22 protein-coding genes and 2 pseudogenes are annotated in these 23,357 nt (G+C 40.7%); 4 read left to right on the forward strand and 20 right to left on the reverse strand.

The features are described 5' to 3' along the window. Positions 1 to 109: 109 nt before the first annotated feature. Positions 110 to 751 carry a glycerol-3-phosphate 1-O-acyltransferase PlsY gene (plsY, locus tag HT698_RS01585; protein ID WP_173217579.1) on the forward strand — a complete coding sequence of 214 codons (642 nt, stop codon included), beginning with the start codon at positions 110 to 112 and terminating at the stop codon, positions 749 to 751. Between the two features lie 37 nt (positions 752 to 788). Here the strand turns inward: plsY and HT698_RS01590 are convergent, their stop codons facing one another. From HT698_RS01590 to HT698_RS01630, 9 genes are all read right to left on the reverse strand, one after another. Next, on the reverse strand, positions 789 to 1,745 hold the full coding sequence (locus tag HT698_RS01590; protein ID WP_000029124.1) for an ABC transporter permease: 957 nt from the start codon (positions 1,743 to 1,745) through the stop codon (positions 789 to 791). Positions 1,746 to 1,747: 2 nt separating this feature from the next. Continuing rightward, on the reverse strand, positions 1,748 to 2,806 hold the full coding sequence (locus HT698_RS01595; protein WP_023942990.1) for an ABC transporter permease: 1,059 nt from the start codon (positions 2,804 to 2,806) through the stop codon (positions 1,748 to 1,750). Next, positions 2,799 to 4,334 carry an ABC transporter ATP-binding protein gene (locus HT698_RS01600; RefSeq protein WP_173217581.1) on the reverse strand — a complete coding sequence of 512 codons (1,536 nt, stop codon included), beginning with the start codon at positions 4,332 to 4,334 and terminating at the stop codon, positions 2,799 to 2,801. Before HT698_RS01600 ends, HT698_RS01595 begins: the two co-directional genes overlap by 8 nt. 142 nt (positions 4,335 to 4,476) lie before the next feature. Next, positions 4,477 to 5,529, reverse strand: coding sequence for a BMP family protein (locus HT698_RS01605; protein WP_049524889.1), 1,053 nt, complete (start codon positions 5,527 to 5,529; stop codon positions 4,477 to 4,479). A gap of 89 nt (positions 5,530 to 5,618) precedes the next feature. Then, on the reverse strand, positions 5,619 to 6,008 hold the full coding sequence (locus HT698_RS01610; RefSeq protein WP_000246098.1) for a cytidine deaminase: 390 nt from the start codon (positions 6,006 to 6,008) through the stop codon (positions 5,619 to 5,621). Next, positions 5,995 to 6,657 carry a deoxyribose-phosphate aldolase gene (deoC, locus tag HT698_RS01615; protein ID WP_054392738.1) on the reverse strand — a complete coding sequence of 221 codons (663 nt, stop codon included), beginning with the start codon at positions 6,655 to 6,657 and terminating at the stop codon, positions 5,995 to 5,997. Before deoC ends, HT698_RS01610 begins: the two co-directional genes overlap by 14 nt. A gap of 19 nt (positions 6,658 to 6,676) precedes the next feature. Continuing rightward, on the reverse strand, positions 6,677 to 7,954 hold the full coding sequence (locus HT698_RS01620; RefSeq protein ID WP_173217583.1) for a pyrimidine-nucleoside phosphorylase: 1,278 nt from the start codon (positions 7,952 to 7,954) through the stop codon (positions 6,677 to 6,679). Beyond that, complete coding sequence (locus HT698_RS01625; protein WP_319946291.1) at positions 7,951 to 8,541, reverse strand: class I SAM-dependent methyltransferase; 591 nt, start codon at positions 8,539 to 8,541, stop codon at positions 7,951 to 7,953. The genes HT698_RS01620 and HT698_RS01625 overlap by 4 nt, the downstream gene beginning before the upstream one ends. A 215-nt stretch (positions 8,542 to 8,756) precedes the next feature. Continuing rightward, entirely contained in the window at positions 8,757 to 9,161 is a 405-nt protein-coding gene (locus tag HT698_RS01630; RefSeq protein WP_173217585.1) for a hypothetical protein, read from the reverse strand. A gap of 200 nt (positions 9,162 to 9,361) precedes the next feature. Between HT698_RS01630 and coaA the strand changes: the two genes are divergently transcribed. The 3 genes from coaA to HT698_RS01645 all read left to right on the forward strand — a co-directional run bounded on the left by coaA (position 9,362) and on the right by HT698_RS01645 (position 11,163). Continuing rightward, a complete protein-coding gene (gene coaA / locus HT698_RS01635) occupies positions 9,362 to 10,282 on the forward strand; it encodes a type I pantothenate kinase (protein ID WP_173217587.1) in 921 nt (306 codons plus the stop codon). A 67-nt stretch (positions 10,283 to 10,349) separates the two neighbouring features. Continuing rightward, positions 10,350 to 10,586, forward strand: coding sequence for a 30S ribosomal protein S20 (gene rpsT, locus HT698_RS01640; protein ID WP_001274000.1), 237 nt, complete (start codon positions 10,350 to 10,352; stop codon positions 10,584 to 10,586). 52 nt (positions 10,587 to 10,638) lie between these two features. Continuing rightward, on the forward strand, positions 10,639 to 11,163 hold the full coding sequence (locus tag HT698_RS01645; RefSeq protein WP_173217589.1) for a DNA topology modulation protein: 525 nt from the start codon (positions 10,639 to 10,641) through the stop codon (positions 11,161 to 11,163). A gap of 26 nt (positions 11,164 to 11,189) precedes the next feature. On the opposite strand, the gene deoD is transcribed toward HT698_RS01645, so the two are convergent. The 11 genes and pseudogenes from deoD to HT698_RS01700 form a co-directional block, all read right to left on the reverse strand. Further along, positions 11,190 to 11,900 carry a purine-nucleoside phosphorylase gene (gene deoD / locus HT698_RS01650; RefSeq protein ID WP_173217591.1) on the reverse strand — a complete coding sequence of 237 codons (711 nt, stop codon included), beginning with the start codon at positions 11,898 to 11,900 and terminating at the stop codon, positions 11,190 to 11,192. Positions 11,901 to 12,462: 562 nt separating this feature from the next. After that, positions 12,463 to 13,643, reverse strand: a pseudogene (locus HT698_RS01655) (chloride channel protein); the annotation flags it as partial. A gap of 14 nt (positions 13,644 to 13,657) precedes the next feature. Further along, positions 13,658 to 13,903: pseudogene (locus HT698_RS01660) on the reverse strand (purine-nucleoside phosphorylase); the annotation flags it as partial. A gap of 128 nt (positions 13,904 to 14,031) precedes the next feature. Further along, complete coding sequence (locus tag HT698_RS10465) at positions 14,032 to 16,779, reverse strand: thiol-activated cytolysin C-terminal domain-containing protein (protein ID WP_173217593.1); 2,748 nt, start codon at positions 16,777 to 16,779, stop codon at positions 14,032 to 14,034. Between the two features lie 301 nt (positions 16,780 to 17,080). Further along, positions 17,081 to 17,890, reverse strand: coding sequence for a purine-nucleoside phosphorylase (locus HT698_RS01670; RefSeq protein ID WP_112443522.1), 810 nt, complete (start codon positions 17,888 to 17,890; stop codon positions 17,081 to 17,083). Beyond that, positions 17,887 to 18,447, reverse strand: a complete 561-nt coding sequence (locus HT698_RS01675; RefSeq protein ID WP_166736656.1) for a DUF1697 domain-containing protein — start codon at positions 18,445 to 18,447, stop codon at positions 17,887 to 17,889. The genes HT698_RS01670 and HT698_RS01675 overlap by 4 nt, the downstream gene beginning before the upstream one ends. Position 18,448: 1 nt before the next feature. Further along, positions 18,449 to 19,660 (reverse strand): phosphopentomutase, encoded by a 1,212-nt coding sequence (locus HT698_RS01680; protein WP_166736655.1) that lies wholly within the window; start codon positions 19,658 to 19,660, stop codon positions 18,449 to 18,451. Positions 19,661 to 19,673: 13 nt separating this feature from the next. Beyond that, complete coding sequence (gene rpiA, locus HT698_RS01685; protein ID WP_166736654.1) at positions 19,674 to 20,357, reverse strand: ribose-5-phosphate isomerase RpiA; 684 nt, start codon at positions 20,355 to 20,357, stop codon at positions 19,674 to 19,676. A gap of 281 nt (positions 20,358 to 20,638) precedes the next feature. Continuing rightward, entirely contained in the window at positions 20,639 to 21,511 is an 873-nt protein-coding gene (locus tag HT698_RS01690) for an NAD(P)H-hydrate dehydratase (RefSeq protein ID WP_173217595.1), read from the reverse strand. 13 nt (positions 21,512 to 21,524) lie between these two features. After that, positions 21,525 to 22,346 carry a phosphate ABC transporter ATPase gene (locus HT698_RS01695; RefSeq protein WP_173217598.1) on the reverse strand — a complete coding sequence of 274 codons (822 nt, stop codon included), beginning with the start codon at positions 22,344 to 22,346 and terminating at the stop codon, positions 21,525 to 21,527. A 136-nt stretch (positions 22,347 to 22,482) separates the two neighbouring features. Beyond that, the gene (locus tag HT698_RS01700; protein ID WP_000192089.1) at positions 22,483 to 23,340 is read right to left on the reverse strand and encodes a bifunctional methylenetetrahydrofolate dehydrogenase/methenyltetrahydrofolate cyclohydrolase; all 858 of its coding nucleotides are present in this window, start codon (positions 23,338 to 23,340) and stop codon (positions 22,483 to 22,485) included. Positions 23,341 to 23,357: the final 17 nt, after the last annotated feature.

The following is a 23,357-nucleotide window of genomic DNA, read 5'->3' on the forward strand; positions in this document are numbered from 1 at the left end:
ACTATTCTACAGGTTTTCCAAGGATTTTGCAAAATTTTTCTTTCTCCGCTGTGACAATTTCAGCAGAGATTCTCTGCTTTTCTTTCCCAATTCATGATATAATAGGAGTATGATTACAATAGTTTTATTAATCCTAGCTTATCTGCTGGGTTCGATTCCGTCTGGTCTCTGGATTGGACAAGTATTCTTTCAAATCAATCTGCGCGAGCATGGTTCTGGTAACACTGGAACGACCAATACTTTCCGCATTTTAGGTAAGAAAGCGGGTATGGCAACCTTTGTGATTGACTTTTTCAAAGGAACCCTAGCAACGCTACTTCCGATTATGTTTCATCTGCAAGGCGTTTCGCCTCTCATCTTTGGACTTTTGGCTGTCATTGGTCATACCTTCCCTATCTTTGCAGGATTTAAGGGTGGTAAGGCTGTCGCAACCAGTGCTGGAGTGATTTTCGGATTTGCGCCTGTCTTCTGTCTCTACCTTGCAGTTGTTTTCTTTGGAATCCTTTATCTTGGTAGTATGATTTCACTATCTAGTGTCACCGCATCTATCGCGGCTGTCATTGGAGTTCTACTCTTTCCACTTTTTGGTTTTATCCTGAGTAACTATGACCCTCTCTTCATCGCTATTATCCTAGCACTGGCTAGTTTGATTATCATTCGGCATAAGGATAATATCACACGTATCAAAAATAAAACTGAAAATCTTGTCCCTTGGGGATTAAACTTAACCCATCAAAATTCTAAAAAATAAACGCCAGTTTGAACAGAACTGACGTTTTTTTGTATGCTTATTTTGATTTGATATAGTTGATACCATCTGCTTTTGGTGCAACTGCTTTTCCAAAGAAGGCTGCCAAGACAAGAATTGTCAAGACATAAGGTGCGATTTGAAGGTAAACCGCAGGCACTCCTTGTAGGAATGGCAATTGAGAGCCGATAACAGCCAAACTTTGTGAAAGCCCAAAGAATAGACTAGAAAGCATGGCTCCGATTGGATTCCATTTTCCGAAAATCATCGCAGCAAGGGCGATAAATCCAGGTCCAACAATAGTTGTTACTGAGAAGTTAACTGAGATGGATTGAGCATAAATCGCTCCGCCAATTCCACCTAGGAAACCTGAAATGATAACCCCTAAATATCTCATCTTGTAGACATTGATTCCCAAAGTATCTGCTGCTTGAGGATGTTCACCGACAGAGCGGAGACGAAGACCAAAGCGAGTCTTGAAGAGGATAAACCAAGCAAGGAATGAGAAGGCAATCGCCAGATAACCAAGTAGACTAGTTGACTTGAAGAAGATATCACCAATCACTGGGATATTTGCCAAGACTGGGAAATCAAAGCGTCCAAAAGTCTGACTTAGGTTGTCGGTTTGTCCTTTGTTATAAAGGACTTTCACTAAGAAAACAGCCAAGGCTGGCGCCATCAAGTTCAATACCGTACCGCTGACAACATGGTCTGCACGGAAATGAACCGTCGCTGCTGCGTGGATGATAGAGAAGAGACCACCAACCAATCCTGCTACAAGCAAGGATAGCCATGGAGTTGCTGCTCCAAATTGTTCTGCAAATTCAAGGTTAAAGACAACTCCAGAAAAGGCACCCATAACCATAATTCCTTCAAGGCCGACGTTGACGACACCACCACGTTCAGAGAAAACACCACCAATACTTGTAAAGATGAGGGGCGCTGAGTAAATCAGCATAGAAGACACCAAGAGGGTGAGCAAGGTTGTAATAGACATCTTTACTTACCTCCTTTAACTTGTTTTTTCGGTTTGACAAAGCGTTCGATAAGGTAATGAACACTGACAAAGAAGATAATAGACGCTGTTACAATGCTGACAAGCTCAGACGGTACCTGCGCCGCATTCATACCAGGGGCTCCAACTTGGAGAACACCAAATAGGAAGGCTGCAAAGAGAATACCAATTGGTGAGTTGGCCGCAAGCAGACTAACCGCCATCCCGTTAAATCCGACAGCTAATGATGCCCCTTGAACATAGACGTTCTGGAAGGTTCCCAGTCCTTCAACAGCTCCACCAAGACCTGCCAAGGCACCTGAGATAATCATTGATAGGATAATAGTCCGTTTGGCAGAAATACCAGCGTATTCTGAAGCATGTGGATTAAGACCAACCGCACGGATTTCAAAACCAAGAGTCGTTTTCTTGAGCATGAACCAAATAACTGCAACAGCAATGATGGCAAAGAAAATACCAATATTCATCCGTGAGTTACCAGTCAACTCAGCCAACCAAGGTGTCTGGTAGGTTGCATTAGCACCAACACGAATGGTCGAATCTGTACTTTGCATAAAGTCTTTAGGGAAGGCATGGATAAAGGCATTCCCTACATACAAGACAATGTAGTTCATCATGATGGTTACAATAACCTCTGACGTCCCTAGATAGGCTCTCAGAATACCTGGAATCGCGCCAACAATTCCACCAGCAATCAAGGCAATCACGATGGTTGCTAGAATCATCAAGGGACGCGGCATATCTGGATGCGACAGGGCAAACCAACCACTGAGAATCCAACCTGCCAAAGCCTGACCAGGAAGTCCGACGTTAAAGAAACCTGCACGACTGGCAACAGCAAAACCAAGACCAATCAAGACCAAAGGACCCATAGCACGGAAGATTTCTCCAATCCCACGCAGACTACCAAAGGCTGTATAGAACAATTCTTCGTAGCCCCAAATAGCATCATAACCGAATATCCACATGACAATGGCTCCAAGTAAAATTCCTAGGAAGACAGAAATCAAGGGAACCGAAATTTGTTGTAATTTTTTAGACATCACTCTTCTCCTTTCCCAAGTTTCCACCAGCCATCAAGACACCAAGTTCTTGTTTATTGGTTGTTTCTGGTGATACAATACCTTGAATCTTACCATCGTGTATAACGGCAATACGGTCTGAGACGTTTAAAATCTCATCCAATTCAAAGCTGACAACTAGAACAGCCTTACCATTATCACGCTCTTCAATCAAGCGCTTGTGGATATATTCAATGGCACCGACATCCAAACCACGAGTTGGCTGACTGACGATAAGGAGATCAGGATCTCGATCAATTTCACGAGCAATAATTGCTTTTTGTTGATTTCCTCCTGAGAGTGCAGCTGCAGGCACAAATTCACTGGCAGCACGAACATCAAATTCTTCCATTAGCTTTTTAGCATAAGAAGTAATATTTGAATAGTTCAAAATTCCATTTTTACTATGTGGTTCTTTGTAGTAGGTTTGAAGGGCAATATTTTCAGAGATCATCATTTCCAAAATCAAACCATCACGATGACGGTCTTCTGGAACGTGCCCAACACTTAGCTCTGTAATTTGTCGTGGATGCAAGCCTACAATTGAATCTCCTTTTAGCTCAATGCTACCAGATTCAACCTTGCGAAGACCTGTGATGGCTTGAATCAGTTCAGACTGACCATTTCCATCAATCCCTGCAATACCAACAATCTCTCCAGCACGAACATCCAAGGACAGATTTTTAACAGCTGGGACACCGCGGTTTTCATTGACCACCAAGTCTTTAATAGACAAGACTACTTCTTTTGGTTGAGAGGCTTGTTTCTCTGTTTTAAAGGAAACAGAACGTCCCACCATCATTTCTGCTAAATCAGCATTGGTAGCCCCTGCAATTTCGACAGTTTCAATTGATTTCCCACGACGGATAACTGTAACTCGGTCAGAAACTGCACGAATCTCATCCAACTTGTGGGTAATCAAGATAATTGATTTTCCTTCTTTAACAAGATTTTTCATGATAGCCATCAACTCATCAATTTCTGATGGAGTCAAAACAGCCGTTGGTTCGTCAAAGATAAGGATATCAGCCCCCCGATAAAGGGTTTTTAAAATTTCTACACGTTGTTGGGCTCCAACTGAGATATCTGCCACTTTGGCAGAAGGATCAACAGCTAAGCCATAACGTTCAGAAAGAGCCTTGATTTCTTTGCTAGCTCCAGCGATATCTAATACACCATTTTTAGTTAATTCACTACCTAAAATGATGTTTTCAGCCACTGTGAAGGCTTCTACCAACATAAAGTGCTGGTGAACCATTCCGATTCCCAAGCTAGCCGCTTTAGATGGTGAGTCGAGGTTGACAACTTGACCGTTGACCACAATTTCACCACTAGTTGGTTCAAGAAGACCCGCTAACATGTTCATTAGCGTGGACTTACCAGCCCCATTTTCTCCTAAAAGTGCATGAATTTCACCTTTTCGTAGGTGCAGGTTGATGTTGTCGTTGGCAACAAATTCACCAAACACCTTGGTAATATCACGCATCTCAATGACATTTTCGTGTGCCATGTGCTCTTCCTTTCAGAGTCTTATTTTATTTCAATAAAACTTGCTAGTTTCTCTAGTAGCAAGCTTTACTGAGACAAAATGACTTTGTCTCAACTCTTAAAAAGCGGCCGATGGCCGCTTCCTAAGAAATAACTTCCATCCATTATTTTGCAGGAACTTTTACGCTTCCATCAAGGATTTTAGCTTTAGCATCTTCGACAGCTTTTTTACCTTCTTCTGAAAGGTTTGTTACTGCCAAGTCAACCCCTTTATCTTTCAATGAGTAAACGATCACTTGACCGCCAGGGAATTCACCTTTTTCTGCCTTGTTAGAAATATCTTTTACAGTTGTACCAACTTGTTTCAAAGTAGATGCAAGAACAAAGTTTGATTCTTTGCCATCTTTAGAAGTGTATTTACCTTCTGCTTCTTGGTCACGGTCAACACCGATAACCCAAACTTTTTCATTTTCAGGACGGCTTTCGTTGAGTGATTTTGCTTCTGCAAAGACACCAGCACCTGTACCACCAGCTACTTGGTAAACAATATCTGCACCAGCTGCGTATTGTGCTGCTGCAATTGTTTTACCTTTAGCAGCATCACCAAATGAACCAGCATAGTCAACTTGTACTTTGATAGATGGGTCTACTGAGGCAACACCTGCCTTGAAACCAGCTTCAAAACGAGAGATAACTTCTGACTCCTGCCCACCTACAAAACCAACTTGTTTTGTTTTAGTTGTTTTTGCTGCAGCTACACCTGCAAGGTAACCTGACTCATTATCAGCGAAAGTTACGCTCGCAACATTCTTTTGATCTTTAATCACATCATCAATCAAGACATAGTTCAAGTCAGAATGTTCTTTAGCTGCTTCTTCAACCGCATTGTGAAGGGCAAAACCAACACCGAAGATTAGGTTGTAACTTCCAGCCGCTTGTTGCAAGTTGTTAGCGTAGTCAGCTTCACTTGTTGATTGGAAGTAAGTGAAACCGTTATCTTTTGAAAGATTGTGTTCTTTACCCCAAGCCTGCAAACCTTCCCAAGCTGATTGGTTGAATGATTTATCATCAACACCACCAGTATCAGTGACGATTGCTGCTTTTGTCTTCACATCAGAAGATGAATCTGCCTTACGAGAAGAGCGGTTACCACATGCAGCAAGTCCAACTGCTGCCACTGCTACTAGGCCAAGACCTAGCCATTGTTTCTTGTTCATTACTGAACCTCCTAAATAAGATGTGCAACGATGTTGCAAGTATGGATTGGTTGGCCACAAGGACCGTGCCACTCAAAGAGCGACTCAGACTAATTTAAGTCTGTAAAAGAATATGGAAGTAATTCCCCGACCGTCATCTCGACCGTCGATTTATCTTTTGCGACTAAGGTCACTTTTAGATCTTGTTCAAAAAATTCGACCATTACTTGGCGACAAGCACCACATGGTGAGATTGGTTTTTCAGTTTGACCATAAACAATCAGCTCTGAAAATTCTCTTTGCCCTTCAGAAACTGCTTTAAAAATCGCTGTACGCTCTCCGCAGTTTGTCAAAGGATAGCTAGCATTTTCGATATTCACTCCCGTGTAAACACTGCCGTCTTTGGCTACTAAAACTGCTCCGATAGGAAAGTGAGAATAAGGGACATAGGCTTTCTTGCTGGTTTCAATTGCCAGTTCAATCAACTCAGTAGTCGCCATCTGCCAATTCTCCTTTTAGAATTGCTACTCCAGCTGACGTTCCGATACGGGTCGCACCTGCTTCGACAAAGGCAAGAGCATCCTCATAAGAACGAGCTCCACCAGCAGCCTTGACACCCATATCAGGCCCAACTGTTTCACGCATCAATTGAACATCTGCTATCGTAGCGCCACCAGTTGAAAAGCCAGTAGATGTTTTAACAAAATCAGCTCCTGCTTTTTGGGCTAATTGACAAGCCACAACTTTTTCTTGATCTGTCAGAAGGCAAGCTTCAATAATGACTTTCACTAACTTGTCACCACTTGCTTCTACAACAGCACGGATGTCCGATTCAACCAAGGCTAAATTACCTGATTTGAGAGCCCCAACATTGATCACCATATCAATCTCATCTGCACCATTTTGGATAGCTTCTTTTGTCTCAAAAGCTTTCACAGTTGAAGTTGTTGCCCCCAAAGGGAAACCTACTACTGTGCAGACCTTGACATCTGTGCCTTCAAGCCCTTTTTTGGCATGTTCAACCCAGGTCGGATTAACGCAAACACTGGCAAAATCATACTCCCTAGCCTCAGACAACAAACAATCAATTTGATTTTCTGTTGCATCTTGTTTTAAAAGCGTATGATCGATATATTTATTTAATTTCATATTCGGATTCTCCTGCTGTTTATGAGATAATTTCTATAATTTCTCGTAAACTTTGCACCCTATCATTTATTTTAACATATTTTTGAAAATCTGTAACTAGCTGAGGAGAAATTTTTCCATTTGTGTATACTTTTGCAACAATTTCTCCCTTTTGAACGGAATCTCCAACTTTCTTTTCAAAAACAATTCCTGTCTCATAGTCCAAGGCATCAGACTTGACTGCACGACCAGCTCCCAGTCTCATAGCATAAAGCCCAAATTCCATAGCCGGAAGAGCAGAAATGACACCCGTTTCCTGAGCAGGGATTTCCACCACATGGGCAACATTGACTGGGCGATAGAGGTCCTCCAAGTCTCCACCTTGGGCTTGGACCATCTCCTCAAACTTAGCCAGCGCTTGACGATTTTCAAGATGTTGGCGAACTTCTTCAACTGTCTTATTTATATTTGCCAGGCCAAGCATAATTTGAGCCAATTCACAGATGAAGTGGGTAATATCCTGACGGCCTTGCCCTTGTAAAATCTCCAATGCTTCAAGAATCTCCAGACGATTTCCAATCGCTCGTCCCAAAGGCTGGCTCATATCCGTAATCACTGCTACTGTCTTCCGTCCAACAGCCTTACCAAGTTCCACCATGGTTTGAGCCAATTCACGCGCCTCATCAACCGTCTTCATGAAGGCACCCTCACCGACAGTCACGTCTAGCAAAATAGCATCCGCCCCTGCCGCAATTTTCTTGCTCATCACCGAACTCGCAATCAAAGGAATCGTGTCGACAGTTGCGGTCACATCACGGAGGGCGTAGAGAAGCTTATCAGCTTTGACCAGCTGGTCTGATTGCCCAATGACAGATACTCCAATATCCTGAACCTGACGAATGAAATCTTCTTGACTGCGCTCGACTTGATAGCCCTTAATGGACTCCAATTTATCAATTGTTCCACCAGTATGGCCGAGACCACGACCACTCATTTTTGCCACAGGCACACCAAAGCTAGCAACAAGAGGAGCCAAAATCAAGGTCACCTTATCACCAACACCACCCGTAGAATGCTTGTCAACTTTCACACCATCAATGACAGACAGGTCAAACTCTTGCCCAGTCTTAACCATATTCATCGTTAAATCAGAAATTTCACGAGTCGTCATTCCTTTGAAATAGACAGCCATAGCAAAGGCAGACATCTGATAATCAGGAACCGTTCCTGACACATAGCCTTCAACTAACCATTCAATTTCACTCGAAGTCAGTTCTTGACCGTCTCGTTTTTTTTGGATTAAATCAACTGCTCTCATTCTTTCACACTTCTAAGGATATAGTATCCCTTGTCTTTTTTAAGGATTTCACAATTTCCAAACACATCTTCCATCTTAGACTTAGCACTTGGAGCCCCTTGTTTCTTCTGGATGACGATTGTCAAATCACCACCAATTTCCAAGAAATCTTTACTTTTCTCAATGATTTCATGAACCACTTGCTTTCCTGCACGGATAGGAGGATTAGAAATGACGTGGTCAAAATTCCCTTCAACTTGTTCATAGATGTTGGACTGGAAAATCGTCGCTTCTACTTTATTTCGTTCAGCATTTTGTCGCGCCAAATCCAAGGCACGATTATTGATATCAACCATGGTCGCCTGAACTCCGTAAACCTTGACCAAGGACAATCCTAATGGACCGTAACCACAGCCTACATCTAGGACTGTCTCTCCTTGGTTGACCTCAAGACACTTGAGCAAGAGTTGACTTCCAAAATCAACCATCTTTTTGCTAAAAACACCTGCATCCGTCAAAAAGGTCATTTTTTCTCCCAACAATTCTACTCTCAACTCATGAATATCGTGAGCAGCGTCAGGATTTTCTGCATAATACATTTTACTCATGAAACTATTTTACCATAATTTGACTTAAATTGTAAATCGTTTACATATCCAGAATGAGACAAAAAGATTGAAGGAAGTTGCTTTACAATAGCTCCCCTTCAATCTCTTTCAACTTTTATAAGCAAATTGTATTTCATCTAGGACTACAGTTATCATTGCCACGATAAAACACATAACACAAAGTTTATTGTCTATCATCAGACGCATTGTCAGCGCTATTTCTTTACTTTTAAATATTTCACTATCAATAGGATTCCCAACAAAATGTTTAAATAAAAACCCAACTGATAAGTTTGTGTCAAGATTTCTGAACTTGTCCAAAGTCGTAGCAAATCTTCTATCGACATGCGGAAGAAATAACCCTCTGTCGCAATCCACAAAATCAAAAATAGATAACTTCCAGCAGCAAGTCGTTTCGTCCACCGTTTTTTGAGTAGCCAAGCAATCAAGAGCGAACAGATAAAGACAGTTGTTATAATGGCATGCTCCATCAAAAAAGTAAAACCGTAATAGATTTCCACAAAGCGTCTACCATTATCCGCATTGACTCCTTTTATAAAAGGTAAGGCAAAACTTAAAATAAAACAGAGTTCCAATAGGTAAGGTTTCAAGATTTTCATAGTACACCTCCTATAAGTTATAAACCCCAAAGCCCCCTTTATAGCTGATAAGTCAGCTATAAAGCAGCTCCTACTTCATCAATAAATTGTTCATCCTCTATCTACTTATATTATATACTATTGACTTACCACATTCAAGAAACCGCTTTATTTTTTTAGCTTTTTATGGTATGATAGACAAAATATCTAGGGGAAAACAAATGACCAACGAATTTTTACATTTTGAAAAAATCAGCCGCCAGACTTGGCAATCTTTACATCGAAAGACAACACCTCCTTTGACAGAAGAAGAATTGGAATCTATCAAGAGTTTTAATGACCAAATCAGTCTTCAAGACGTTACAGATATCTATCTCCCCTTGGCTCATCTGATTCAGATTTACAAGCGAACTAAGGAAGATTTAGCCTTTTCAAAAGGAATTTTCCTCCAACGTGAAAGTAAATCTCAGCCTTTTATTATTGGGGTTTCTGGGAGTGTTGCCGTTGGAAAATCCACAACCAGTCGCCTACTTCAAATCCTGCTTTCTAGAACTGTAACTGATGCTAGTGTTGAGTTGGTTACAACTGATGGCTTTCTCTATCCCAACCAGACCTTGATTGAGCAGGGGATTTTAAATCGTAAAGGATTTCCTGAAAGCTATGATATGGAAGCTCTTCTCAACTTCTTGGACCGCATCAAAAATGGACAAGATGTAGATATTCCTGTCTATTCTCATGAAGTCTACGACATCGTACCCGAGGAAAAGCAAAGCGTCAAAGCTGCTGATTTTGTGATTGTTGAAGGAATCAATGTCTTTCAAAATCCACAAAACGAGCGTCTCTACATTACTGACTTCTTTGACTTTTCCATCTATGTTGATGCTGCAGTCGATGACATCGAGAGTTGGTATCTGGACCGTTTCTTGAAAATGCTGAGCCTAGCCCAAAATGACCCTAATAGCTACTATTATCGTTTTACACAAATGCCGATTGGGGAAGTGGAGTCCTTTGCCCATCAGGTCTGGACCAGTATCAATCTCACAAATCTACAAAATTATATTGAACCAACCAGAAATCGTGCGGAAGTGATTCTACATAAAAGTAAGAACCATGAAATCGATGAAATTTACTTAAAAAAGTAATTTTCCCTTGTCAAAACGTAAGTTTTCAGATATAATGGTATAGTTAGTAAATATGGAGGTAAGAACATTGGCAAACATTAAATCAGCTATCAAACGCGCTGAATTGAACGTTAAACAAAACGAAAAGAACTCAGCTCAAAAATCAGCTATGCGTACTGCTATCAAAGCTTTCGAAGCAAACCCATCTGAAGAACTTTTCCGTGCTGCTAGCTCAGCTATCGATAAAGCAGAAACTAAAGGTTTGATTCACAAAAACAAAGCAAGCCGCGATAAAGCTCGTCTTTCAGCTAAACTTGCTAAATAAGAAACAGTCCATAGAGGCTGTTTTTTTGTCTCCAAATAGGAAAGGGTAGAAAATGAAAATCGCAATTATCGGATATTCTGGTGCTGGTAAGTCAACGCTAGCTGAAAAGTTATCTCTCTACTACTCCATCCCAAAACTTCACATGGACACACTCCAATTTCAACCTGGTTGGCAAGACAGTGACCGTGATTGGATGTTAACCGAGATGAAAAATTTTCTCACCAAGCATGAAGCTTGGGTCATCGATGGTAATTATTCTTGGTGTTTCTATGAGGAAAGAATGCAGGAATCTGACCAAATCATCTTTCTCAATTTTTCACCATTTACCTGTCTCTTTCGGGCCTTTAAGCGTTATCTTAAATACCGAGGAAAAGTCAGAGAAAGTATGGCTAAGGGATGCCCCGAGCAATTCAACTGGGAATTTATTCGTTGGATTCTCTGGGATGGGCGGACTAAAGCTCAAAAAGAGAATTACCAAAAACTTTGCCAAGAATACTCACATAAAGTCACTATTCTTCGAAATCAGAAAGAACTAGATCAATTTCTGGATAAGAAAAGGAAGTCCTCCAATTCATAAAGAAGGGCTTCCTTTTTTGGCTATAATTATTCTGCAATCAAGGTTGCCAAACCAACCTTCATCATATCGGTGAAGGTATTTTGGCGTTCTTCTGCAGTTGTGTCTTCGTCTGGATTAACCAAACTATCAGAGATGGTCATGATAGCAAGAGCATCAACATGGTGCTGAGCCGCCAAATAGTAAAGAGCTGCCGCTTCCATTTCCACAGCCTTAACTCCCCATTTACCAAGCTCGATATTCTTTTCAAAGTAGTTTGAGTAAAAGACATCAGATGACAAAACGTTCCCAACGTGGGTTGTCATACCAAGTTCTTTGGCGATATGGTAGGCCTTGTCCAGCAAGTCAAAGCTAGCGATTTGTGGGAAATCATACTGTGGCCAGTCATTACGGACGATGTTTGAATTAGTTGCAGCTGCTTGCGCCAAAACCAATTCACGAACGTGTACATCTTCATTCAAAGAACCCGCAGTTCCAACACGAATCAATTTCTTCACACCGTAGTCAACAATCAACTCACTCGCATAAATCGAAATAGAGGGCATACCCATCCCAGTTCCCATGACAGATACACGGTGACCCTTGTAAGTACCAGTATAACCCAACATGTTACGTACTTCGTTAAAACAAACAGCATCTTCAAGGAAATTCTCCGCAATAAACTTAGCACGAAGAGGATCCCCAGGAAGAAGAATTTTATCAGCAATTTTACCCTGCTGAGCAGCAATATGGATAGACATAGTTAAGATATAAAGGGCGACAGAGAACAAAGTAAAAATAGGAAACTGACGACGCATCGCAGATGCTAGACAGTTTATCTTTTTTACACAGTTCTCCGCCCGTATTCAGTTCAATGAATACAGTTAACCCATCCTTTCTTTATTCTAAAATTTATAATCAGAAAGATACCAAACCCGTCAAAAAGCAAAGGGAAAATAGGAGTTGGGTTCAGTGAGCGATGCTCGTTAGACCAACTATCTTTTTCCCACTGCTTTTAGGGTGGGTTCAATTCCTTTCTTTCTTAATTTTGATGACAAATAGGAGAATAGCACGGGTTCAATTCAAAACCAAACTACCCTCTCTAAGTTTTTAGAAAAGTTCTCCGCTCGTGTTCAAATCAGAACATCTCGCTCTACCTTTCTTTTTTTATATTTCATAGCTAGGAAAAATCGGATTCAATCATGACTCCGATAAGCCTACTTCTTTTTTATTTCAAACAGTTATTGATAAATTGACAATAGTTTTTAATCTTTTAAGATAAATCTTTGATTAGAAGAAACGATCGTTCTCTATCTTATTACTCTATTCTTTATTCTTTGACTTCTGACACAGTATGTTAGCCCAAGAAAAACGGTCTAATATTTTTGCAAATTCATAGGCTAAAACAGCTGTTACTAAGAGATACGGAAGAGAATCTAAAGCTAGCCCAGTGAACCCTATTACTAATCCAGTTGCAGACCAGGGAGCCCTCAAGGTCACAGACAAAAAGCAAACCGATCCCAAAAGCAAAATGCTTGGCTGGTTATCCCCACCTAGAATCATTCCAAAGAGAGCAGCTCCAGCCATCCCCAAGGCAAAAGATGGCGTAAGAGTACCACCATAGGTCCCTGCCCACAGAGTAATAAGAACGACCAGTGCTTTTAGGATAAACAAGAGGAATACTGTTTTACCATTGCTAGCATTCAATACTTCCTGAGCCATCATACGTCCATTTCCAAGTAGATGTGGAAAATAACTTGCCAACCCAGCAAGAAAAAGAAAAGCTGTAGGCAATGTGAGAAGTACTCGTTTATCTTTTATCCTGTTTGAAGACACTTCTTTACTTAAGCAACCAAAAAACCAAGCTAGTGGGGTTAAGAAAAGAAGTAGCAAGGGAATAATCCACATTTCCTTTAATGACCATGCGATGGCTGGAATCTGGTAGAGAGCCTGATCTGAAATAACCAAGCCTGCTGTATAGGTTGAGACATAGGTAGTCAAACCGACTAAGACAACTCGTTTAATAGATAGAGCAATTCCTAGAGTTTCAAAAACAAAGAAGACACTTGTTAATGGAACCTGATAGACAGCTGCTAAACCAGCACCAGCACCACAAGCAAGGAGAAAAATTTGATCCTTCTTAGAGAGAGAGAACATATTTTTCCAATTGGTCCTGCAAATAGAGTCCCAATCTCTCGTGGCGCAGCTTCTTTACCAATAGGTGCTCCCCCTACAACTGCAATAATCTGCCAAATTGAATGAAATAGCTGTTTTAAAAAATGAAGTTTGTATTGTGAAGTCTCATCCTTCATCTGCGCTTTAATGGAAAAAATCTGTGATTTTTTTTGCAAGAAATACCAGACCAAGGATGAGCTGGCACCCACGATTATTAAACTTAATCCTATCCGCGACGAGGAAACTCCATCTGTCAAGAATACAGTTTGATGCTCTGATTGACCAAAAGCTATCTCCTCTATTATCTTTAAAAGATAATGTAGAAAAATACTCCTCAATTCTTTTAACATAGTAATAATTCAGCAAAAACGGCTTTAAGTAAGCCTTTAAAATCACCTTTAACACACTCAGTCACTTCTATAACCTCTTCGTGGTTAATCTCTTCTTTGAAACCAGTAGTATAGTTAGTAATACATAAAATTCCTAGAAGTTTCAAACCCGAGTAGGCTACAACAATAACTTCAGGAGCAGTTGACATTCCGACCACATCTGTTCCAAGCATCTTATAGGTACGAATTTCTGCTCGTGTTCAAATTAGAACACGCGCTCTACCTTTCTGTTTTATTTTTTTCTTTCACAGAGAGCTACCTGAGTTCCGGACAAACTCAGGTAGTTATATTATAAACTAAATTATCTAACTGTCATTGTATCATCAGATTACAAGACATCGTCATCAGAAATCTTAGAATTCAATGTTGTTCCCCAATGGGTAATTTTACGGTGGGGTTGAGCTAAAATTGGTCTATTTTCATAGATTGTTTGCCATCTATTCCAGATAAGACCTGTTCTCTTTTCAATCTTAATTCGCAGATTTCTCATATTTTCTTTGATTGGGAGGTTGAGGACAAAACCTGCAGTCTGGTTGCGACCGTTTCCTTCCCAAGAACGACTACGAACAACTTGGTTTCCATCTTTGTCTACTGTAACTTCTTCCCAAGTTATAGAGTAGCGAGCAATGTAAGCTCCACTATGTTGAATTGTCAATGTTTTATCTTTCACAGGCGTCTGACTGATTGGTTGAACTGGCTTAGAAACTTGTGTCGCTGTCTCACCATTCGTAGCGATAAAGCGGAAAACTTCTACTTCTGCAAGACTGAGGGCTTGATTGTTCTTACGTAGTTGCACACGAACACGGCGTCCCAATTTCCCATTTAATTGAACATCCAAGCTCGTTCCGTCAAGTTTAGAAACATACTGTCTAGCAACTTCTTTCCCTTTTTCATCATATAAAATCACATCAAAGTCTGACAGACGTTTAGAAAGCTCGCCATCCCCACGGTTATGAAGGCGAACAAGTCCTACCTGTTCTGTACGACCTAAATCAACTTCCCACCAAGGCTGGTTTTCAAATTTTGTATGGGTAATTGATTGCTGGCTATAACTACTATTGGTATTGCCATCCAAGGCTCGACTAGCATCTCCACCAAAATCAGTAGAACTTTGCTTAGCTTGTTTTTTCCAAGCGATATTCTCAGCACGATATACTTGGACTTCTGCAAGACTGAGGGCATTATAGCCTTCTAGCTCAATCCGAACATAGCGCGCTTTTTTATGGTTAATCGCAATTTGTGCTGACACATCTTTAAGAGATGTTATTCGTTTTCTCTCAATTTCTTTACCAGAACTGTCTAAAAGAATGACATCAAAGTTTGCCAATCTATCCTGGGCAGTGTCTGTTCGGTTGTAAATATTGATTTGGCGAATGGTTTCTTCTTTAGCCAAATCTACTTGCCACCAAGGCTTGGATTGGAAGTTGGTATGAGTGACAGAATTGTGACCATAGTTACCATCAACTTTGCCATCCACAGCTCTTCTAGCATCTCCTCCGAAAGCTGTCGAACTTTGAGTAACCTGTTTCCCTAAGGCAATATTTTCCATTGGTTCAGCGCTTGGTTGACTAGAAGATTGAGGCAGAGCCTGTTTCTTAAAGAATCGCACTTTATCCAATTTCGGATCACGATAACCATGTTTATCCAAGGTAGCTCGTTTACCAATATTAAAGTTAGGAATATCATTCATTCGACTTTCAAAATAGCCACGAGAACGGTGTTTAAAGCGTGAATTACCTGTAAATGTAACAATATCACGATCATTATGAATCAATGGAGTCACAACATTATCATTATCAACTACATAATGCTTAATTTTTCCACTAACAGCTAATTTACGGCTTTCCAAACCAACATCCCAGAAACCATTCTTAGCATTCCAAACAGTTCTGGAAGTAATCACTTTAGGCGCACTGAAAGTCGTCACTTTCCTCAATACATGGTTATAAAAGTCAGGATATTTTTGGTAAGCTTCAACCGCTGCAATCTGAGCTAGGTAGCCTCCAAGAGAATGACCTGTCATATACAACTTGGTAATACTTGTATCCTTAGCTAATTCCCCAACAACCTTGCGGATATCATCCGCTTGAGCTGGTTTATTTCCACCTAATAAAACCAAATCTGCACTTAAGTCCTTGGCGTCATTAACTCGCGTTCCACGAATAGCCAACATGTGCACCGTTCCATCTTTGAGATAAGGAAGGTCGCTCTTGGTCTCAAATAAGAAAGCATCCAGACCACTATCTGTATGGTAGGCTTTTTTCATCTTCCAGAAAGGAGCCAATTCATTGTGCATGAGTTTGTATTCTTGACGGTCAAGATAGAGACTAGGGAAAGGATTCTTATGATCTAAAATTTTCTCAATATAATCATCGTCTCGATAGGCTAACTCCATAAAGAGAAAAGAATCACGGTCTGTGACATACCATTCTTTCTTATTGTCATCTTCTCCATCTGACAAACCATCCCCATCACTGTCTGCTAGCAAGGGATGACTGTTATATCCTAGATAATCCTTACCATCTTTGTTGTACACATAAAGTTCATCTTTGTTTTTGATGCCATCTTGGTCATCATCCCCTTCCAAATCAAGAACTTTTTCACCATAGAGAGATTCATCAATCAAATCATTTTCTAAATGCAATTCCCCTTTGGAAATCTTCACCAAATCTTCTGCTGTTAAAGAACGAGTATTTGTTGGTTTTTCTGTCACAACTTCTTCTTTAGTTTCTTCTACAGGAGCATGAATAGGTGAGTCTTGAGCTGGCTCTGTTATCTCTACTTTTGACTCTTCCCTTTTGTTTTCAAGAACTTCACTTGCTTCTGGAAGCGTTTGAGGAGTTAGTCTTGGCTCCTCTCTAAGAGGAGTTTCTAGTTTTGGAGCAACATTTTCCGGCTCTCTCAATTCCTCCTTAGAATCTAGCACTCTTGTTGCCACTTCAGATGTTACATATTGTTTTAGTTCATTGGCTGAAATTCCAGCTGGAGCTAGAAATGCGAAGCCGACTGCAACAGATACAACTCCGATACTTAATTTTTTTATGCCAAAGCGCATAATTCGTTGACCAATTTTCATTATTTCTTATCTTTCTTTTCGTTTATTTGTAAGCAGACTCAAGCAAAATCTCATTGTGCTATATATGATAAGACTGAGAAATTCAGAAAGTAAATTCATTCTTATCTCTTCTTATCATACTAGTCTGCTTGGCTAGGAAGCTAATGCTAGTATCCTAGAATCTTGTCTTTCACAATGCTAACTATCAGACTCTTTCAGTTACAAGAGTAGGAAGAAACCCATAGTCTACCTATGTTTCTTCTTTGTTCCGAATAGTCAATTATGAAAAGGTAGAGGTATTCCCCCTTTTAAATCTTTTTTCTTACAATTCAGCAAGAATAGCTTTAAGCAAGCCTTTGAAATCACCTTTGACACGTTCGGTTACTTCTACAACTTCTTCGTGGTTGAGTTCTTCTTGGAAACCAGCCGCAAAGTTAGTAATACATGAAATTCCTAGAACTTTCAAGCCTGAGTGGGCTGCCACGATCACTTCAGGAACCGTAGACATACCAACTGCATCTGCTCCCAGTGTCTTATAGGCACGAATCTCTGCTGGTGTTTCATAAGTTGGACCAGTAACGCCGATATAGACACCTTCATCAAGCTTGATACCAAGTTTTTGGGCCACTTCATGGGCAGTAGCACGGTATTCTGGTGTGTAGGCCTTAGACATATCTGGAAAACGTGGACCAAAGTCATCCAAGTTTTCACCCATCAATGGATTTTGCCCCGTCATATTGATATGGTCTGAGATAGCCATCAAAGTACCAGGGCCATAACCAATACCACCAGCTGCATTGGTTACAATGACACCTTCACATCCAAGAACTTTCATGACACGAACTGGGAAAGTCACCACTTCCAGAGGGTTCCCTTCGTAGAAATGGAAGCGACCTTGAAGAGCCAAGACCTTGCGACCTGCCAGTTCACCATATACCAATTTCCCAGCGTGACCAACTACTGTAGAGCGGCCCCAGTTTGGAATCTCAGCATAGTCTACTACAACTGGATTTTCGATTTCTTCTGCCAATTCTCCAAGCCCTGATCCAAGGATTAAACCAAACTCAGGCGCTTGGATTCCTTTTTCTTTCAGGAAAGTAGCTGTTTCCTTGATCTTATCTAAAAATGTCATTGTGTGTCTCCTCTATTATTTTTTAGCATTTGACCGATTTTGTCAAAAGTTTTAGCATTGCGAATAGTAATGTGGCGGTAGAAAGGCATCTTGAGCAAGTACTTGTGATAGGCAGTCTTAGAGTAGGTTTCCTCAGAGAATTCCCCCCAGAAAATACCAAGTTTTCCAAAATGAACGACCTCATCTTTCATCTCTAAACTCTCAACTGTCGTGATGACTTGCTCCACATCCAAACCCTCCGTGTAAAAGAGAACGTCTTTTCTTGCCAAGTCTTCATTCCACCAAGCTGGTAGACTCTCAAGTTCGTCTTCATAGTCTTCTTGACTCAGTAAAGAAAAGCTTTGAATAAATGGATAATTGACTGCAAAGAAAGTCTCTAATTTTTCAACCAATCGAGCTTTTGGTTCTGTCGAAGTAAAGAAAATATTGCCACTGTTGATGTAGCTTTCAACCTTTTCAATTCCCAACTCTGTCAATTCTTGCCGAAGCTGCGCCATAACAACTTTATTTTTCCCACCTACATTAATGCCCCGAACAAGTAAAGCATATCTCGTCATCTTATACCAATTTATCTAAGAAACTTTCACCAATCATGGCAGTTTCAACACCAAAGTTATCGGCAACAGTCGCTGAAATATCTGCAAAATGTCCTACTGGAATGACACCATTTCCTTTAAAAGCAGGACTGTAAGCCAAAAGTGGGATATATTCGCGAGTATGGTCTGTTCCTGCGTAAGTTGGGTCGTTCCCGTGATCCGCAGTAATCAAGAGGAGGTCATTCTCTCTCATGGCTGCGATAATTTCAGGTAAGCGTTCATCAAACTCATGCAAACAATCACGGTAGCCATGAGCATTACGACGGTGGCCATAAAGGGCATCAAAGTCAACCAAGTTTGTGAACGAGAATCCTTTTTCAAACTCAGCAAGGCCCATGGTCTTCAATAGTGTATCAATTCCATGGCTATTTGACTTGTTATGGCCCATGTCGTGGTTGATACCAGCACCGTTAAAGATATCGTTGATTTTACCAACAGCATAAGTATCGATACCAGCTTCATTCAATTTATCCAAAACAGTTGGTGCAAATGGAGATACCGCCAAGTCACGACGGTTTGCAGTACGAGTGAAGTTACCTGGTTCACCTACATAAGGCCGAGCAATGATACGTCCTAGAAGGGCTGGGCGCTCAAGAGTAATTGAACGAGCGTATTCACAGATACGGTACAATTCGTCCAAAGGAATAATATCTTCGTGGGCAGCAATTTGCAAAACAGGGTCAGCTGAAGTATAGATAATCAACTCTCCAGTTTCCATCTGACGTGGTCCAAAATCATCGATAACGGCTGTTCCTGAGTAAGGTTTGTTAGCTTCACGAATGACCTTACGTCCTGAAAATTCTTCGATTTTTGTCAAGATTTCTTCTGGAAATCCGTTCCAGAAAGTATCGAAAGGCTCAGTAATGTTGAGTCCCATGATTTCCCAGTGTCCAGTCATGGTATCCTTACCAAGAGATACTTCTTCCAATTTTGTTGCATATCCAGTTGGATTGCTTTCAGCTGCTACAGTCTTAAGAGGAGTTTTACGAGGAATATTTCCTAGACCGATTTTAGCCATGTTTGGCACATTCAGACCAACTGTTTTTGAAATGTGTCCCAGTGTGTCAGAAGCTCCATCTGGAACCCCTGCATTGACAAAGTTATTAGCATCTGGTGCTGCACCGATTCCTACAGAATCCAGTACCACCAAATGAATACGATTAAATTTAGACATCTTATGCCCCCTTCTATTTTTCTTTTCTTGAGGTTACAATCTGAACCCCATCTCGTCCAGCAACGATGACCTTATCCACCATTTGGTTGAATAAACCGTGTTCTACGACACCAACGACATGGTCCAATTCTTGTCCGAAAGCAATTGGATCTTCGATGACATCCAAGGCAAGATCGATGATAAAATTCTGCATATCGGTCACAAAACGTTGATCGTCTTTTTCACGGAAGCTTGGTTTGTAGCCAGCTCGTTCAAAATGACGAAAGACCTGCTCTGCACCATACTGAACCACTTCTACTGGCAATTTAAAAGCACCTAGTTTTTCGACCAGCTTGCTTTCATCCACCACCCAAATATATTCTTTTGATGGTGTCGCAACAACCTTCTCCATCAGAAGAGCACCACCACCGCCTTTGATTCCGTTAAACTGACTATCAACTTCATCCGCCCCGTCAACCGTCACATCAACCAAGTCTACTTGGTCAATAGACTTGAGCGGGATATTAAGGCCTTCTGCCTGTTTAGTGGTCACACTAGAAGTTGTTACAGCTGTAATCTGCAATCCTTCTTCCTTGATACGACGACCGATTTCTTCGACAAAATAATAGGCAGTCGAGCCTGTTCCAAGTCCAACGACCATTCCATCGCTCACGAACTCAGCAGCCTTGATACCTGCCATTTTCTTCAGATTTTCCACCGATTTACCTCCATCATTCTCAGTTCTTATTCTACTATGAAACCGCTTTTTATTCAAGTAAAAACATCAAATCTACATTTTTCATCAATCTTTCTTTAAAAATATGCATTTTCTTTTTACCAAACGAATAAAAATGAGTTTATCTTTTATGTATTTGATTTGTTCATCTCTTTCCAGTTCCAAAAACAAGACCTTAACTTTGATACGTCTAGTTTAGCATTAAAGCAGGCGCATTTCAAGAATCATAAATCAAGAGAAGGAAGTAGGTTTCTCTGTCTATTTTAAACAAATTTATCTTCGCTTACCCTCTCTTGTTGACAAATAATTTTCATTACTTTAGGAAGACAATTACTAATCTCCGTTGGCAAAACCACATACTGTTCTTGAGCTAGTTCTTGGGCAATAGCTGAATGAAGATGGGTCGCTACTGTCACACGTTCGTAGAGACTGGCCTGTCGGAATTGGCCTGCAAATCCTGCAATCATTCCAGCAAGCGTATCTCCCATTCCCCCAGTCGCCTGATAGGGACCGCCAACCTGTAACTGGTAATAATCAGACTGACCAGCTTGCCAAATACGAGTAGCTGGGCCTTTCTCCACCAAAATTGTTCTTTGAGGGAAGGAAGTTAGGGCACTAGCCGTTGCAGCTTCCTTTTGCTTTTCAATAGCAATACCAGACAGCTTTTCCCATTCTTTTTGGTGGGGAGTTAGGATAAGCTGGTTAGACGGAAACGACAAACTTATCCTAGCAATGATAGTTAAGGCCCCTCCGTCTACAATCAAAATCTGATTCTTTTTTAAGCTAGCAAAGACCTGTTTTACTATATTTTCTCCAAAAGTATCGTCTCGTAAACCAGGCCCCAGCAAGACAACTTCTGCCTTCTCCAATTGCTCTTTTAACAATTGCTGGTCTTGAAGAGAAAAGGCCATAGCCTCAGGTAAATGACTGTGCAAAGCTGGGATATTTTCCCTATCTGTTCCAACAGTCACCAAACCAGCCCCACTTTTAACAGCTGCCAAAGCAGCCATAATGATGGCGCCACCATAAGGATAAGTCCCACCAAGCAACAGCAGACGACCATAGTTTCCTTTATGACTTGTACGAGAACGTTTTATAATGACTTTTTCTAATAATGCTTGCTCAATCACTCTCATCGTTTTTCCTCAACTATCCTTTATCTGATTGTTTTAAAACAACTTGATAGACTTTCTTAGTCCACTCTTCTAAGTCTTCTCCAGCATAGTCAAGATAATGCACCCTATCTTGTATTTTAGTTGGAATAATATTTTCAAATTGGCTCTTATTATGAGTTGGAATAATACAAATATACAACTCACTAAATAAATTCAACATGTCCTTAATTTTTGCAACATGGTAGCCATCAAAAATATAACCAGTAACTTTAATCAAATCTGTATAGATAAAATGAAAACTCACTCCAGGAATAAACTTGTCTTGTAATTCTTTCTCTGAAGGAGCTCGACCTAATAAACGCTCCATCGCTAATCGATAACCAGAACTTGTATTTGACCACCCTAACATGACATAGTCAAAATAATCTATCGGATCCGATGCAGCATTTCTACTATCCAAAACCAACTCCTCAGCATCTCGCCCAAAGGCTTTCACAGCAGATAAGAGCTGACCTGTTTTAAAGATAGAAATCGCTGCATCTATAGTCGTAGTATGACTACAGTAGTCCGAAGTCACTAACCTCTTATGTAGATCATAAGTCGAGGCTACTCTTTTATCTGTAGGGGTAAATGGTGGCAGAAAGGGATGCTGATAGATGTAATCTAAAATTTCTTTTTTTAAACAAAAATCAGCACACTCAATACTTGTTTGACGTTTATGAAGTTTTTCGTAAGCTATAAATTTAGCAATTTTTTCTAATTCCCACTCTTGAATATTTGGATAATCAATTAGTGATAAGTAGTATATTCCATCCCATTGTAAACTATATTCCCCATTATAAATTTTTAAAATCATCTAATCACCTCACTCCATTATACAACAAAAAGGAGGCGCAGACCTCCTTTTATAAACTTATTTCTAAAATTTAATACTCATTTCTGCCATTTCAGATATAGCTATAGAAAATACACTCTCTTCAGCGATTTTTCTCTTATTTTCTATCCAATGTCCGAAGTGCTGCTTGATAAGTTTGCTCCATCAGCATAGTAATGGTCATAGGACCGACACCTCCAGGGACTGGCGTAATATGGCTAGCAAGTGGGGCAACTGCCTCATAATCCACATCCCCACAGAGCTTACCATTTTCATCTCGGTTCATCCCAACGTCAATGACTACCGCACCGGGTTTCACAAAGTCAGCAGTAACAAACTTGGCGCGACCGATTGCTACTACAAGAATATCCGCTTTTGCAGCCACCTTAGCGAGATTATGGGTGCGTGAGTGAGTCAAGGTCACTGTAGCATTCTTTGCCAAAAGAAGCTGGGCCATGGGTTTTCCAACGATATTAGAACGACCGATGACGACCGCATTTTTACCTTCCAAGTCAATCCCATATTCATGAAACATTTCCATAATTCCTGCAGGTGTTGATGGAATCATAACTGGATGTCCAGACCAAAGGCGTCCCATATTTAGAGGATGGAAACCATCCACATCCTTTTCTGGGTCAATAGCCAATAGAACCGCCTCTTCATCGATATGTTTTGGTAATGGCAACTGAACCAAAATCCCATGCCAAGCTGGATCTTGATTGTATTTGGCAATCAAGTCTAACAATTCCTCTTGAGTAATGGTCTCTGGAACTCGCACTACTTCGCTACGGAAACCAGCCGCAAGAGCTGACCTCTCCTTGTTGCGAACGTAGACTTGGCTGGCTGGATTGTCCCCAACCAAAATCACTACCAAACCAGGCACTAGACCTGTTTCTTCCTTTAATTTTGCAGTCTTTTCAGCCAACTGCCCCTGCAATTTGGCAGCTAAAGCTTTCCCATCAATAATCTGTGTCATATCACTTCTCTTTTCTT

The sequence above is a fragment of the Streptococcus sp. 3109 genome (genome assembly GCF_013276905.1).
GTDB lineage: Bacteria > Bacillota > Bacilli > Lactobacillales > Streptococcaceae > Streptococcus.

Excerpts from the sequence above, each read along its gene's own strand:
- coaA (WP_173217587.1), top strand. The coding sequence starts at position 9,362 with ATGACCAACGAATTTTTACATTTTGAAAAAATCAGCCGCCAGACTTGG.
- HT698_RS01695 (WP_173217598.1), bottom strand. The coding sequence starts at position 22,346 with ATGATTTTAAAAATTTATAATGGGGAATATAGTTTACAATGGGATGGA.
- HT698_RS01630 (WP_173217585.1), bottom strand. The coding sequence starts at position 9,161 with ATGAAAATCTTGAAACCTTACCTATTGGAACTCTGTTTTATTTTAAGT.
- HT698_RS01645 (WP_173217589.1), top strand. The coding sequence starts at position 10,639 with ATGAAAATCGCAATTATCGGATATTCTGGTGCTGGTAAGTCAACGCTA.
- deoC (WP_054392738.1), bottom strand. The coding sequence starts at position 6,657 with ATGAAATTAAATAAATATATCGATCATACGCTTTTAAAACAAGATGCA.
- HT698_RS01670 (WP_112443522.1), bottom strand. The coding sequence starts at position 17,890 with ATGACATTTTTAGATAAGATCAAGGAAACAGCTACTTTCCTGAAAGAA.
- HT698_RS10465 (WP_173217593.1), bottom strand. The coding sequence starts at position 16,779 with ATGAAAATTGGTCAACGAATTATGCGCTTTGGCATAAAAAAATTAAGT.
- HT698_RS01600 (WP_173217581.1), bottom strand. The coding sequence starts at position 4,334 with ATGGCACACGAAAATGTCATTGAGATGCGTGATATTACCAAGGTGTTT.
- HT698_RS01605 (WP_049524889.1), bottom strand. The coding sequence starts at position 5,529 with ATGAACAAGAAACAATGGCTAGGTCTTGGCCTAGTAGCAGTGGCAGCA.
- deoD (WP_173217591.1), bottom strand. The coding sequence starts at position 11,900 with ATGTCTATCCATATTGCTGCTCAGCAGGGTAAAATTGCTGATAAAATT.
- HT698_RS01590 (WP_000029124.1), bottom strand. The coding sequence starts at position 1,745 with ATGTCTATTACAACCTTGCTCACCCTCTTGGTGTCTTCTATGCTGATT.
- HT698_RS01595 (WP_023942990.1), bottom strand. The coding sequence starts at position 2,806 with ATGTCTAAAAAATTACAACAAATTTCGGTTCCCTTGATTTCTGTCTTC.
- HT698_RS01675 (WP_166736656.1), bottom strand. The coding sequence starts at position 18,447 with ATGACGAGATATGCTTTACTTGTTCGGGGCATTAATGTAGGTGGGAAA.
- HT698_RS01690 (WP_173217595.1), bottom strand. The coding sequence starts at position 21,511 with ATGAGAGTGATTGAGCAAGCATTATTAGAAAAAGTCATTATAAAACGT.
- HT698_RS01680 (WP_166736655.1), bottom strand. The coding sequence starts at position 19,660 with ATGTCTAAATTTAATCGTATTCATTTGGTGGTACTGGATTCTGTAGGA.
- HT698_RS01700 (WP_000192089.1), bottom strand. The coding sequence starts at position 23,340 with ATGACACAGATTATTGATGGGAAAGCTTTAGCTGCCAAATTGCAGGGG.
- HT698_RS01610 (WP_000246098.1), bottom strand. The coding sequence starts at position 6,008 with ATGGCGACTACTGAGTTGATTGAACTGGCAATTGAAACCAGCAAGAAA.
- HT698_RS01620 (WP_173217583.1), bottom strand. The coding sequence starts at position 7,954 with ATGAGAGCAGTTGATTTAATCCAAAAAAAACGAGACGGTCAAGAACTG.
- plsY (WP_173217579.1), top strand. The coding sequence starts at position 110 with ATGATTACAATAGTTTTATTAATCCTAGCTTATCTGCTGGGTTCGATT.
- HT698_RS01625 (WP_319946291.1), bottom strand. The coding sequence starts at position 8,541 with ATGAGTAAAATGTATTATGCAGAAAATCCTGACGCTGCTCACGATATT.